We start from the raw sequence: 12,877 nt of genomic DNA on the forward strand, positions 1-12,877 counted from the left end.
CTGTGACAGCGGTGACCGTCGCGGTGGATCGCGCGTTTGCGTTTCGTCCGTCCGGTCCCACCTATGCTCCAGACATGATGGACGCACACCTTCCTTCTCAGTCGCATCTTCACGACGCAGCGTTCGAGGGCCGTGGTGTCACTGCGGTGCTGGGGCCGACCAACACCGGCAAGACCTTTCTCGCGATCGAGCGGATGGTCGCCCACTCCAGCGGCGTGATCGGCCTGCCGCTGCGGCTGTTGGCGCGGGAGGTCTATCAGCGGGTGGTGGAGCGGGTCGGCCCCGGCGCCGTCTCGCTGATCACCGGCGAAGAGAAGATCAAGCCTCCGAACGCGCGCTATTCCGTGTGCACCGTCGAGGCGATGCCGCGCGATCCCGGCACCGCCTTCGTCGCGATCGACGAGGTGCAGCTGGCGGCCGACCTGGAGCGCGGCCACGTCTTCACCGACCGCATCCTGCACACGCGCGGACGCGAGGAGACGCTGCTGCTCGGCGCCGGCACGATGCGCGGCGTCCTCGAGCAACTGCTCAAGGGCCTCTCGGTCGTCACGCGGCCGCGCATGTCGAACCTCTTCTACGATGGCGCCAGGAAGATCACCCGGCTGCCGCGCCGCACGGCGATCGTCGCGTTCTCGGCCGAGGAGGTCTACGCGATCGCGGAGCTCATCCGCCGGCAGCGGGGCGGCGCGGCGGTGGTCCTCGGCGCGCTCAGCCCGCGGACCCGCAACGCTCAGGTCGAACTCTATCAGGCCGGCGAGGTCGACTTTCTGGTCGCCACCGACGCGATCGGGATGGGCCTCAATCTCGATCTCGACCATGTCGCCTTCGCCCAGGACTGGAAATACGACGGCTTCCAGTACCGCAGGCTCGCGCCTGCCGAGCTCGGCCAGATCGCCGGGCGCGCCGGCCGCCACGTGCGCGACGGCACCTTCGGCGTCACCGGCCAGGTCGATCCCTTCGAGCCGGAGATCGTCGAGGCCCTCGAAGCCCACGCCTTCCAGCCCGTGCGCACGGTGCAGTGGCGCAGCCGCGATCTCGACTTCGGCTCGATCGACCGCCTCAAGGCGAGCCTGGACCGCGTGCCGCCCGTCGGCGCACTGACGCGCGCGCTGCCTGCGGTCGACCAGCGGGCGCTTGAGTTCCTGTCCCGCGATCGCGACGTGGTGGAGCGCGCCACCGACGCACGCCGCGTGGAGCTGCTCTGGGAGGCATGCAAGCTTCCCGACTACCGTCGCATCGCGCCGGCCCAGCATGCGGAGATCATCGCGTCGATCTATGCCGACCTCGTCGCCCACGGCCATGTGTCGGAAGACTACATGGCCGCGCAGGTGCGCCGCGCCGACCGGACCGAGGGGGACATCGACACGCTCTCCCAGCGTATCGCCGAAATCCGCACCTGGACCTACATCTCGCATCGTCCGGGCTGGCTGGCCGATCCGACACACTGGCAGGAAAACACCCGGAGCATCGAAGACCGTCTGTCCGACGCACTGCATGACCGGTTGACGAAACGCTTCGTTGATCGCAGGACAAGCGTCTTGATGAAGCGGCTGAGAGAGAACGCGCTCATGGAAGCTGAGATTGCCGGCGACGGCAGCGTGATGGTGGAGGGCCATCACGTCGGCGAGCTGCAGGGATTCCGGTTCACGCCGGATTCGAAGGCCGACGGACAGGACGCCAAGGCCGTCCGCGCCGCCGCTCAGAAGGCGCTGGCCGGCGAGTTCGACACCCGGGCCGAGCGTTTCGCCAATGCCCCGAACGGCGACCTGGCCCTCGGCTCGGATGGGCTGCTGCGCTGGCTCGGCGCCCCCATCGCCGCGCTGACATCCGGCGAGGACCCGCTGAAGCCGCGCGCGGTGCTGTTCGCCGACGAGCAGCTGACGGGTCCGTCGCGCGATAAGGTCGCAGCGCGCGCCGATCGGTTCCTGACCTACCAGGTGTCGACGCTTCTGAAGCCGCTGGTCGATCTGAAGTCCGGTGACGGTCTCGAAGGCACGGCCAAGGGACTCGGCTACCGGCTGGCGGAATCCTACGGGCTGATCCAGCGCCGCGAGGTCGCCGAGGAGGTCCGCTCGCTCGACCAGGATGCGCGGGCGGCCCTGCGCAAGCTCGGCGTGCGCTTCGGCGCCTACCACATCTTCGTTCCCGCGCTGATCAAGCCCGCGCCTGCAGGTCTCCTGACCCTGCTCTGGGCGATCGCCAGTGACGGCCGCGAGAAGCCGGGCTTCGGTGACGTGACGCAGCTACTGGCGACCGGCCGCACCTCGGTCGCGCCCGATCCCGCCTTCGATCCGATCTTCTACCCGCTCGCCGGCTACCGCGTGCTCGGCCGCCGCGCCGTGCGGGTGGACATCCTGGAGCGCCTCGCCGACCTGATCCGTCCGGCGCTCGCCTGGAAGCCCGGCACCGGCCGGCGGCCGGACGGGGCCTATAACGGCCGCGAGTTCATCGTCACGCCGGCGATGATGTCGATCCTCGGCGCGACCGCCGAGGACATGGACGAGATCCTCAAGGGCCTCGGCTATCGCGCGCAGACCGTCGACAACGCCGAGGTGCAGAAGCTCCTCGCCGAACAGGATGCGGCGGCGGTCGCAGCGGAGTCCGCGAAGGCAGCGCAGACCGCAGAGGCTGCGCCTGCCTCGGCGGCTCAGGGCGGCGGCGATGCCGTCGCAACCGAGGCCGTGACCGCGGGCGGCGCAGAAGATGCGGCGGAGCCCCCGACGAGTGCGGTCGCGCCGGATGCACTGGACGCCGCGCCGGCGGCCGATGCGGCGCCGACTTCGGGTGACGAGGCTGATGGGCTCGATCCAGCCGTCGTCCCGCCGACCGATCCGACCGCCGAGCCGACCGAGACGACCGCTGCGACTGCCGAAACCCCGGCGACCGTGACGACCCCGCCTCCCGCCGAGGCCGAACCGGCGACGTCCGCCGTCGAGGCTGAGCCCGCCGAGGCTCCTTCGGCCGTTTCCGAACCCGCATCCGAAGCTGTCGCGTCGGCCGAGCCCGTTCCAGCGGAGCCCGTGGAGGCGCCGGAGGCCAAGCCCGTGCAGCTCTGGCGGCCGCAGCGGTTCGAGGGGCGCGGCGGGGCCCGCCACGGCGAACGCGGCGGTCAGGCCAATCGCCGCTTCGGCGGCGGACGTCGCGGCGAGCGGGCCGAGGGCGAGGGCGGTGTCGGACAGGCGCACGGCGAGCGCTCCGAGCGTCCCGACCGTCAGCGCCGGCCGCGCCCGGAGCGGGGCGGCGATGGCGACGAGCGCGCACCGCGTTTCGACAAGTCCGCCGGCAAGCGTGGCAAGGGCTCGGGCGAGCGCGGGCAGGGGGAGCGGCCGCAGGGCGAGCGCAACGAACGGCCGCGGTTCGACAAGGCGCCGGCGCGGCCACAGCGGGTCGATCCGGACTCGCCGTTCGCCAAGCTCGCCGCGCTTCGCGACAAGCTCGGGAAGTAGGTCGGCGGCGTGAACGAGCAGCGCATCGACAAGTGGCTGTTCTTCGCGCGCCTGGTGAAATCGCGCAGCCTTGCGCAGAAGCTCGCACTCTCCGGCGGCGTGCGCGTCAACCGGATCAAAGTCACCCAGGCCGCCCGCGTCGTGCGGCCTGGCGACGTTCTGACGATCAGCCTGAACGGGGGCGTGCGCGTGCTGAAGATCGTCGATGGCGGCGCCCGGCGCGGTCCCGCGTCCGAGGCACGGCTGCTCTACGAGGACCTCGCGGTTGCTCCGGACGCTGAACCGGGTGCCGATGCCGCGGTGACATGAGATCCGAGCGCCTGCCCTCGCGGTCGAACGCCAAGCCGTGACGATCTGTCCCAGGGAATGACATTCCGCTTGAGCCCCTGTCGGCGCGCTGCTTTGCCCTTGAAAGGGTCCGGACGACCGGTTACGTCCCGGGTTCGGGCGGCCAATTATTTACGCGGCCGCCGCTCGAGCACGCGCCCAGTTTCAGTCCGGGGATGACCGAATGACCTATGTCGTGACCGACAACTGCATCCGCTGCAAGTACATGGATTGCGTCGAGGTCTGTCCGGTGGACTGCTTCTACGAGGGCGAGAACATGCTCGTCATTCACCCGGACGAATGCATCGATTGCGGTGTCTGCGAGCCCGAATGCCCGGCCGAAGCGATCAAGCCGGACACCGAGCCCAACCTCGACAAGTGGTTGCAGGTCAACGCGGAATACGCCGAGAAGTGGCCCAACATCACGATCAAGCGTGAGGCGCCGGCCGATGCCAAGGAGCACGACGGCGAGACGGGCAAGTTCGAAAAGTACTTCTCTGCCGAGCGCGGCCAGGGCGACTGACCTGGCGTCCCGTCACCGCAAATCCGCCCGCTGGATCGTTAGGCGGGCCATCATCGGCGGCAAGTAGGAAATCCTTGAATTTTCGGCTGTGATGCGGTAGCATTATTGTCACAGTCGAGCACAAAGCTCCTTCGGGCCGGCAGAGCCGCTCGAAGCATCATCCGAAAGGACAGTTTCCCGCTAGCTTGGCGACGTGGTCGCGGCAAGCCCTTTTATCCGGTCTTACGGTTCTTGAGCGGGTCTCTTCGAGATGCGGCTGTGGCTCCGCTTTGGTGGAGTTCGTTGCGGTCGGCGGTGCGACGCACCGTCAGTGTCTAGCGGCTGAGGCGGCCGGGCACAACAGGGAGTTTGACAAGCGTATGAGCAGCCAGAAGAAGACGTCTCAGCGGCAGGCTTTCAAGACCGGCGAGAGCATCGTTTATCCTGCCCACGGCGTCGGCCAGATCGTGGCGATCGAAGAGCAGGAAGTTGCGGGGCTGCGCCTGGAACTCTACGTGATCGACTTCGAGAAGGACAAGATGCGCCTCAAGGTCCCGGTCGCCAAGGCCGAGGCCGTCGGCATGCGCAAGCTGTCCGAGACCGATTTCGTCGAACGCGCGCTGAAGGTGGTGCAGGGCCGCGCCCGCGTGAAGCGCACGATGTGGAGCCGCCGCGCGCAGGAATACGACGCCAAGATCAACTCCGGCGACCTGATCGCAATCGCCGAGGTGGTCCGCGACCTCTATCGCGCCGAGAGCCAGCCCGAGCAGTCCTACTCGGAGCGCCAGCTCTACGAGGCGGCGCTCGGCCGCATGGCGCGCGAGCTCGCCGCCGTGAATGCGGTGTCCGAGACCGAAGCCGTCCGTCTGATCGAGCAGAACCTCAACAAGGGGCCGAAGCGCGGTGCCAAGACGGCGGAGACCGACGAGGACGCCGAGCAGGAAGAAGCCGCCTGAGATCGAGCTGCGGGCCGCGCCGCGCGGCTCGCCGGATGAATGCACGAGATGCCGGTCCGCCTTGCGGGCCGGCATTTTTTGTTCGGGTCACCGGCTATCCCCGGGTTGGCGAAGCTGCTAATGCTAACCCTCTCATCGAGCTGCCGGCCACCTGCCCCTTGTCGTTTCGACGCGGCTCTCTATTTCGCTCCAAAAAGTTTCACCCTCCGGGAACGTTCTGCGCTCCTGCCGCGTTGCGTCATCACTCGTCGCGCGGACGCAGCTTCGTTCGCACGCCTGTGCCGCAATGAGTTCGTCATCGGAGGCAAGACATGAAATCCCAATCCGCGCGTCGTGTGATGATCCGGGCCGCGATGGCCGCCCCTTATCTGCAGCGCGAAGAGGAGTACGAGCTTGCGGTCCGGTGGAAGGAGAACCGGGACCAGGACGCGCTTCACAAGATCACCGCCGCACACATGCGCCTGGTCATTTCGATGGCCTCGAAGTTCCGGCACTTCGGCCTGCCGATGAACGACCTGATCCAGGAGGGCCATGTCGGCCTCCTCGAGGCGGCCGCGCGCTTCGAGCCGGAGCGGGAAGTGCGCTTCTCGACCTATGCCACCTGGTGGATCCGGGCTTCGATCCAGGACTACATCCTGCGCAACTGGTCGATCGTGCGGGGCGGCACCTCGTCGGCACAGAAGGCGCTGTTCTTCAACCTGCGCCGCCTCCGGGCGCGGCTCAGCCAGGGATCGGAGAGCCTGTCCGGAACCGCGATGTATCGCGAGATCGCCACCGCGCTGAAGGTGTCCGAAGGCGACGTCGCGCTGATGGACTCGCGCCTTTCGGGTCCGGACTCTTCGCTCAACGCGCCGCTGATCGAGGACGAATCCGGCAGCGCCGACCGGCAGGACTTTCTCGTCGCGAGCGACCCGCTGCCGGACGAGATGGTCTCGAGCTCGATCGACGACGAGCGCCGGGTGCACTGGCTGCACAGCGCGCTCGACGTCCTGTCCGAGCGGGAGCTGAAGATCATTCGCGAGCGCCGGCTGCAGGACGACGGCGCGACGCTGGAGGCGCTCGGCAGCAAGCTCGGCATCTCCAAGGAGCGGGTGCGCCAGATCGAGACCCGCGCGCTGGAGAAGCTGCGCAACGCGCTGCTGCAGACCAATCCGGATCAGGCCGCCTATGTGAGCTGACGACGACGCGGACGACGTACGGGACACGCGAAGCGGCCCGGCAGGCGATGCCGGGCCGCTTCGTATTTCCGCGACGGCTCGGCCCCGACGCCGGCTGACTCACTCGGCGACGATCTTGTACTTCTCGCCGGCTCTGACCTGCGACGACTCGTCGAGATCGTTCAGGAGGCGGAACATCTCGATCTCCCGGTCGACGCCCTGCATCTTGTTCGAAAGGGAGGTCTGCGTGTCACCGGCCCTGGCGGTGACGACGCGGATCCGCAGCGGCTTCAGCGCATCCTTCTCGGCCGGCGTCAGCAGCCGGAAGGAGCGGCCGACGGTCTCGGCTGTCGCCGTGAGGCTCGGGGCGGCACTGGTCGGCAGCGCCGTCAGGAAGCGGTAGGCCTGGTTGCCGACGCGGATCACCGTGACGTCGAACACGTATTCGCCGCCGGCGGCACGCGCCGTCACCGCATCGAGGTCCCCCACCTTCTCCTGGCGGATGCTGGCCTTGTCGAGCCCGCCGATCCAGCCGCTGTTGACGTAGTCGGTGAGACTCATGCTCGAGGGGAGCGCCACGCCGTCGAAGCGGATCGCGACGTCACCGGGGCCGGTCGCAAGCACCGCCTCGGCAGTGTTGTCGATGACGAACCCATCCGGCACCTGGAAGGTGATGCCGAGGCCGGGGTGGAAGAAGCGCCGTCCGCGCACGTAGCCCTCGGCGGCCGAATCGCCGAACAGCATGCCGTCGATGCCTGCAAGGTAGCGGTCACGGTCCGTGATGCCGGTGCCCGGCGGGCCGAACACGCGGGCATGGCGCTCGGCGAGCTCAATGCGCTGCGGCGCCGCCGGATGCGAGGCGAGGAAGTCGAGATCCGGGTTTTCCGCCTGGAAGGCGTTGCGGAAGTTCGAATAGGACTCCATCGCCTTGAGGAAGCGGGCGGCGGCATAGGGATCGTAGCCCGCACGGCCGGTCTGGCGGATGCCGAGCGCGTCCGCCTGGAGCTCCTGGTTGCGGGAGAAGCTGGCGAGGCTGAGACGGCTGCGCGCCAGCGCGGCCTGGCCGGCACTGTCGCTGGCGAGCACCTCCGACACGACGCGGCCGGCAAGCTCGGCCGCCTGCTCGCGCTGCTGGCGCTCGATGCCATGATTGGCGGTGACGTGCCCCATTTCGTGGGCGAGGACGGCGGCGACCTCGGCCGAATCGTTGGCCAGCGCCAGAAGCCCGCGCGTCACGTAGAGATAGCCGCCCGGCAGCGCGAAGGCGTTGACGTTGGGCGAATTCAGCACCGTGATCGAGTAGGCGCGGGAGGGATCGTCCGGCACCTCGGCGAGCCGCCCGACGATGCCGGCGAGTGTCTGCTCCAGCTTGGTGTCCGAATAGGCGCCGCCATAGGCCGCGAGAATCTTCGGATGCTGGCTCTGGCCGATCGAGGACTGCGGGTCGTTGGCGCGCACGGTGTCGAAATCGACCGGGTTGCGCGGCGTCGGCAGGTAGCCGGACTGCACCGGCGAGGGATCGACGCCGTCGGCAGCCTGTTCGAGCCCGGCGCCGAGTGAGGTACAGCCGGACAGGGCGGCCGCAAGAAGGACGAGCGCGGCCACGGGCGCGGCGGCGCTCCGCGGCGCCCGCCCTGCCTTCTGCGCTCCAGAAGTTTCGCGTGCGTCCCCCAAGGGTGTCGACGCCATGCCCGTCCCACTCACCGTCAACAACGATCCCGATGCCTAGACCAACGCGCACGGACTTCAAAGTGTCGCTGCGCCACAGCCGCCGGCAAAATGCGGATCGGCTGCTCCGGCCAGGCGCGCGCCTTCGCCATGGACGCGGGTAGCGGCGAAATCCGCCTGAAATGCGTCGCCGGCCCGACGGAGGTCGACCCTCCCGCGTGCCGCCGTGGCGAGATCAGGCGCGCCCGAGATAGGCGGCCACGGCCGGGTCGTCGGCCCCCGACAGGATCGCGGCGGTCGGCCCGAGCGCCCGGATCTGCCCTTCGCCGACGAAGGCGGTGCGGTCGGCGAAGCCGCGTGCATCCTCGGGCTGGTGGGTGACCATCAGGATCGTCGTCGGTCGGGCGCCGTTCCGCGCCCGCAGGTTCTGCAGGAGGTGCAGCATCTCCAGGCGCAGGGCTGGCCCCAGCGCGGCGAAGGGCTCGTCGAGGAGAATCAGCGGTCGATCGCGCAGGAATGCGCGGGCAAGGGCGACACGCTGCCGCTCGCCGCCCGACATCTCGCCCGGCCGGCGCCGCTCGAAGCCCGCGAGGCCGACGGCCGCCAGCGCCTCGCCGGCCTTCGCCCGGACCGCGCGCGACAGCCGCAGGCGCGGCGCGAGGCCGAGCGCGACGTTTTCGGCGGCCGTCAGATGGGCGAAGAGGTTGTTCTCCTGAAAGACGAACGACACCGGCCGCTCGGACGGCGGCAGCGTCGTGACGTCGGCATCACCGATCCGGATGCGGCCCGCGTCGGGCGCGACGAAACCGGCCGCGAGATCGAGGAGGGTGGACTTGCCGGCGCCGCTCGGCCCGATGATCGCCAGCCATTCGCCGGCCGGGACCGCAAGATCGAACCGCATCACCGCGCCCTGGTAGGCGAAGGTGACGCGGTCGAAGACAAGTGCGGGCGGGGCGGCGGCGCTCACGCGACATTCTCCCGCGGCGCGAAGGCCCGCTCGGCGCAGAGCATCAGCGCCAGGCACGACACCCCGAGGATCAAGGCGAGCCCGGCCGCGTCGGCCGTACGATAGCTGCCCATGCGATTGAGCAGCAGCAGAGGCAGGGTGGTGAAGTTCTCGCTGCCGAACAACGCGGCCGCACCGAGATCGCCGAGGGACAGCGCAAGCGCGAAGGCAAAGGCGAGCCCGAGCGGACCGCGCACGGCCGGCCATTCGACGTGGCGCAGCCGGGCGAGGCCGTAGAGGCCGAGGCTCTCGGCCAGCCGGTCGTGGCGCGCAGCCGAGGTCGCGAGCGCCGGGCCGAGGATGCGCAGGACGAAGGGCATCGCCATCACCGCGTTGATCGCCACAACCACGACCGGGGCGGCGGCGAAGACATCCGCGACCTGCCGCAGCGCCAGGAACCAGCCGGCGCCGATCACCACGGGCGGCACCACCAGCACCAGCCCGCCGGCGTGGTCGAGGAGGCGCGCCCTGGAGTGAGCGGTCGCGGAGCCGGCGGTGGCGCGCGGAGCGTAGACGGCGAGCAGCAAGGCCGTCGACAGCGCAAGCGCCAGCGTGGCCGCGGCCGTCGCGACAAGGAGGCTCGTCAGCGCCGCATCCTGCACCGCCGCTTCCCCGAGGAGACGCGGAAGGTCCGCCGCCAGCCCGCGCGCCACCACCGCGGCGAAGGGCGAGAGGACGAAGCCGCCGCCAAGGCTCAGGATCACGATGGCCGCCGTGCGGACTGGGAGGGACGGGCCGTCATGGCGCACCGGACGGCGCCCGAGGCTGAAGCCGTTGGCCGGAGCGGTGTTCAGGCGCAGGAGGAGCGCGAGGACGAGTCCCGTCAGGACGACCTGCACCAGGGCGAGGACGACCGCGCGCCCGGGATCGAAGTCGTAACGCAAGGCCTGGTAGATCGCGACCTCGAGCGTCGTCGCGGCGGGGCCGCCGCCGAGCGTCAGGACGAGCGTGAACGAGGTCGCGCAGAGCATGAAGACGAGGCTCGCTGCGCCGGGCAGCGCCCGGCGGATCGCGGGCCATTCGATCACCCGGAAGGTGGTCGCGGGCGGAAAGGCGAGTTGCCCGGCGAGCCGCCAGCTTTCGGCCGGCACCGCGTCGAGCGCGGCCACCATCAGGCGCGTGGCGAGCGGCAGGTTGAAGAAGACGTGCGCGATCAGGATGCCGGGCAGCCCGTAGACGTCGAGCCGCGGCAGACCGAGGCCGGCGAGCCCGTTGGACATGATGCCGTTGCGGCCCCAGACGGCGATGATGGCGAGCGCCCCGACGAGCACGGGCAGCGCCTGCGGCAGCAGGAACAGCCGGAGCAGCAGGCCGCGTCCGGCGAACCGGGTGCGATGCAGCGCCAGCGCCAGCGGCAGGGCGCCGGCGACCGACAGCAGCGTCGACAGGCTCGCCTGCTCGAGCGTGAACAGCACGACGGAGCGCAGGTAGGGATCGGCGAGGACGCCGACGGGATCGAGGCGCACCCCCGGCGTCGCGAGGAGCGCGGCAAGCGCGCCCCCGAGGAACAGCGCGAGCGACATCCCTGCCGTCGCGGCCGCCGCGAGGCGCCAGCCGCGATCCGCGCGTCGCGTCACCGCCGGCCGTCCGTCAGCGGCCGAGCGCCTGCAGCCACTCGTCCGTCCAAGCGCGCCGGTGGTCGGCGACCGCCTGCGGATCGAGCATCAGCGTCTTCTCCGGCTTCACCAGGGTGCCGAAGGCAGCGGGCAGGGGCTTGTCGGTCTGGGCGGCCGGCATCATCCAGTTGGTCGTCGGCAGGACGTTCTGCACATCGGGGCTGACGAGATAGGTCAGGAACCGGCTCGCCAGATCGGGCTGGTCCGACTTGGCCGTACGGGCCGCGACCTCGACCTGGATGTAGTGCCCTTCGGAGAAGGCGGCCGCCTTGTAGCGGTCGCTGCTCTCCTCGATCAGGTGGTAGGCCGGCGAGGTGGTGTAGCTCAGCACCATCGGCGCCTCGCCGCTGGTCAGGAGCCCATAGGCCTCGCTCCAGCCGGGGGTGACGGTGAGGATGCGGCCGGACAGCTGCTTCCACTTCGCCGCGGCATCGTCGCCGTAGACCGCCTTCATCCAGAGCAGGAGCCCGAGGCCGGGGGTCGAGGTGCGCGGGTCCTCGATGGCGATCTTCTGGCCGGGGTCACCCGAGACGAGGGCCTCGAGGCTCGTCGGCGGGGTCTTGATCACCTCGCTGTCGTAGACGACGGCGAACCAGCCATAGTCGAACGGCACGAAGACCGGGTCGCTGTAGCCGCCGGGCACGCTGACGGGGGTCATGTCGACGCCGCTCTCGGCGAACAGCCCCGTCGCCTTCGCCTCGGCGAGGAGGCTGGTGTCGAGCCCGAGCACGACATCGGCATCCGTTGAGGCGCCTTCGAGCTTCAGCCGGTTGAGGATGGCGACCCCATCCTCCAGCCCGACGAAGCGCAGGGTGCAGCCGCAGGTCGCCTCGAAGCCCTGCTTGACCTCGGGCCCCGGGCCCCAGTCGGCCGTGAAGCTCTCATAGGTGTAGACGGTCAGAACGGGCTTCTCCTGTGCCTGCGCCGTCGCACCGGCGAGAATCGGGAGGGCCAGGGCGAGGCCGAGGGTGGCGGTGTGGGTCGGGCGGCGCATCGGTCTTCCTCCACTGTCGGGGAGGGGGGATGCGATCGAAGCTCCCTGGAGGTCCGCGACCGCTCCCATCCCTCCGCCGGTACGATCCGGATCAGGTTCGGCGGGTTGGCAGCATGCCTCTCAGCCAAGGCAGAACGGCCATGGCACCCCGTGCGAGCAGTCCTGACTTAGGCGAGCCATCCCGGCAGGGCAAGCCGGCGCGGGCCGGCCGCTGGCGGTGGCGAAGCGGCACGAGGGCGGCGCTGGCGGCGCGCCGGCTTCCCTCCGCGCCCAAAGCGATCTACCCCCGCTGAGATGAGCTGCTTCACCATTCTCCTTGCCGGTCCGATCCGCCCGACGACGCGCCTTGCGGCGCGCGTCGCGGGCAGCCACGTCATCGCCGCGGACGAGGGCATGCGCCATGCCGCGACCCTCGGCCTGACGCCGGAGCTCTGGGTCGGCGACTTCGATTCGATGCCGCCGGCGCTGGCCGCCCTGCTGCCGCCCGTCGAGCGCCGGATCTTTCCACGCGACAAGGATCGCACCGACGGCGAACTCGCCATCGAGGCGGCGATCGAGCGCGGCGCGACAAGCCTGATCCTCGTCGGCGCCTTCGGTGGCCCGCGCAGCGACCACGCCTTCATGCACCTGATCCTGGCGCTGCGCTATGCCGCGCGCGGCATCGCGGTGACGCTGGCGAGCGGGGAGGAGACCGGCTGGCCGCTCGGCAACGAACGGCGGCGGTTCGAGCTCTCGCCCGGGCAGACCTTCTCGGTCCTGCACTTCGGCGATCTCGACGGCCTGACGATCGCCGGCGCGAAGTGGCCGCTGACGGAGGTGAGCGTGCCGCCGCATTCGATCCTCACGCTGTCGAACGAGGCGCTCGGGGCGATCGAGATCCATGCGCGGCGGGGCGAGGCGATCGTCGTCGTGCAGGAGCCGGAGGAGGCGATGTGAGGCGGCCCCTGCGCCTGTCCCGGCCGCCGTCGCGCTTGGCTCATGAGAGGCTTTCGACTAGGGTGCGCGCGCGTGGTCCCGTAGCTCAGCAGGATAGAGCATCAGATTCCTAATCTGAGGGTCACTGGTTCGAATCCAGTCGGGATCACCATTGTCCTCGATCTGCTCAGGTCACGCCCGAAGGATGTTCACGGGCTGTCCGGGCAGCGCTCGCCCAGATCGTGCCCGCGAGTCCCGACTGCGCCTGATACACTCGGGTGAGTCGCCAG

Annotated in this window: 10 protein-coding genes, 1 tRNA gene and 1 riboswitch; of the genes, 7 read left to right on the forward strand and 4 right to left on the reverse strand. The window is 69.8% G+C overall.

All coding sequences use genetic code 11. The annotated features are described in order from the left end of the window. Nucleotides 1-74 precede the first annotated feature (74 nt). The 5 genes from NPA30_RS00385 to NPA30_RS00405 all read left to right on the forward strand — a co-directional run bounded on the left by NPA30_RS00385 (nt 75) and on the right by NPA30_RS00405 (nt 6,409). Nucleotides 75-3,446, forward strand: coding sequence for a helicase-related protein (locus NPA30_RS00385; RefSeq protein WP_256800339.1), 3,372 nt, complete (start codon nt 75-77; stop codon nt 3,444-3,446). A 9-nt stretch (nt 3,447-3,455) separates the two neighbouring features. Beyond that, complete coding sequence (locus NPA30_RS00390) at nt 3,456-3,755, forward strand: RNA-binding S4 domain-containing protein (RefSeq protein ID WP_256800340.1); 300 nt, start codon at nt 3,456-3,458, stop codon at nt 3,753-3,755. Nucleotides 3,756-3,957: 202 nt separating this feature from the next. After that, complete coding sequence (gene fdxA / locus NPA30_RS00395; RefSeq protein WP_256800341.1) at nt 3,958-4,296, forward strand: ferredoxin FdxA; 339 nt, start codon at nt 3,958-3,960, stop codon at nt 4,294-4,296. A gap of 359 nt (nt 4,297-4,655) precedes the next feature. Then, a complete protein-coding gene (locus NPA30_RS00400; RefSeq protein ID WP_256800342.1) occupies nt 4,656-5,231 on the forward strand; it encodes a CarD family transcriptional regulator in 576 nt (191 codons plus the stop codon). Between the two features lie 311 nt (nt 5,232-5,542). Further along, entirely contained in the window at nt 5,543-6,409 is an 867-nt protein-coding gene (locus tag NPA30_RS00405; protein WP_256800343.1) for an RNA polymerase factor sigma-32, read from the forward strand. Between the two features lie 99 nt (nt 6,410-6,508). Here the strand turns inward: NPA30_RS00405 and NPA30_RS00410 are convergent, their stop codons facing one another. From NPA30_RS00410 to thiB, 4 genes are all read right to left on the reverse strand, one after another. Further along, nucleotides 6,509-8,077, reverse strand: a complete 1,569-nt coding sequence (locus NPA30_RS00410; protein WP_256800344.1) for a M48 family metalloprotease — start codon at nt 8,075-8,077, stop codon at nt 6,509-6,511. Nucleotides 8,078-8,291: 214 nt separating this feature from the next. Then, the gene (thiQ, locus tag NPA30_RS00415) at nt 8,292-9,023 is read right to left on the reverse strand and encodes a thiamine ABC transporter ATP-binding protein (RefSeq protein ID WP_256800345.1); all 732 of its coding nucleotides are present in this window, start codon (nt 9,021-9,023) and stop codon (nt 8,292-8,294) included. Continuing rightward, on the reverse strand, nt 9,020-10,639 hold the full coding sequence (gene thiP, locus NPA30_RS00420; protein ID WP_372338717.1) for a thiamine/thiamine pyrophosphate ABC transporter permease: 1,620 nt from the start codon (nt 10,637-10,639) through the stop codon (nt 9,020-9,022). The genes thiQ and thiP overlap by 4 nt, the downstream gene beginning before the upstream one ends. Before the next feature lie 13 nt (nt 10,640-10,652). Further along, nucleotides 10,653-11,672, reverse strand: a complete 1,020-nt coding sequence (gene thiB / locus NPA30_RS00425; RefSeq protein WP_256800346.1) for a thiamine ABC transporter substrate binding subunit — start codon at nt 11,670-11,672, stop codon at nt 10,653-10,655. Between the two features lie 51 nt (nt 11,673-11,723). After that, a riboswitch (TPP riboswitch) is annotated at nt 11,724-11,833 on the reverse strand. 133 nt (nt 11,834-11,966) lie between these two features. Here thiB and NPA30_RS00430 point away from each other — a divergent pair. Next, complete coding sequence (locus tag NPA30_RS00430; protein WP_256800347.1) at nt 11,967-12,608, forward strand: thiamine diphosphokinase; 642 nt, start codon at nt 11,967-11,969, stop codon at nt 12,606-12,608. Nucleotides 12,609-12,682: 74 nt separating this feature from the next. Continuing rightward, a tRNA-Arg gene (locus NPA30_RS00435) sits at nt 12,683-12,759 on the forward strand. The last annotated feature ends 118 nt before the right edge of the window (nt 12,760-12,877 follow it).

Origin of the sequence: Mangrovibrevibacter kandeliae (genome assembly GCF_024519155.1) — a bacterium.
Taxonomy (GTDB): domain Bacteria; phylum Pseudomonadota; class Alphaproteobacteria; order Rhizobiales; family Rhizobiaceae; genus Mangrovibrevibacter; species Mangrovibrevibacter kandeliae.

Bases quoted from the DNA above. Each gene is read 5' to 3' on its own strand.
- NPA30_RS00385 (WP_256800339.1), top strand. From the start codon at position 75: ATGATGGACGCACACCTTCCTTCTCAGTCGCATCTTCACGACGCAGCG.
- fdxA (WP_256800341.1), top strand. From the start codon at position 3,958: ATGACCTATGTCGTGACCGACAACTGCATCCGCTGCAAGTACATGGAT.
- NPA30_RS00400 (WP_256800342.1), top strand. From the start codon at position 4,656: ATGAGCAGCCAGAAGAAGACGTCTCAGCGGCAGGCTTTCAAGACCGGC.
- NPA30_RS00405 (WP_256800343.1), top strand. From the start codon at position 5,543: ATGAAATCCCAATCCGCGCGTCGTGTGATGATCCGGGCCGCGATGGCC.
- NPA30_RS00410 (WP_256800344.1), bottom strand. From the start codon at position 8,077: ATGGCGTCGACACCCTTGGGGGACGCACGCGAAACTTCTGGAGCGCAG.
- thiB (WP_256800346.1), bottom strand. From the start codon at position 11,672: ATGCGCCGCCCGACCCACACCGCCACCCTCGGCCTCGCCCTGGCCCTC.
- NPA30_RS00430 (WP_256800347.1), top strand. From the start codon at position 11,967: ATGAGCTGCTTCACCATTCTCCTTGCCGGTCCGATCCGCCCGACGACG.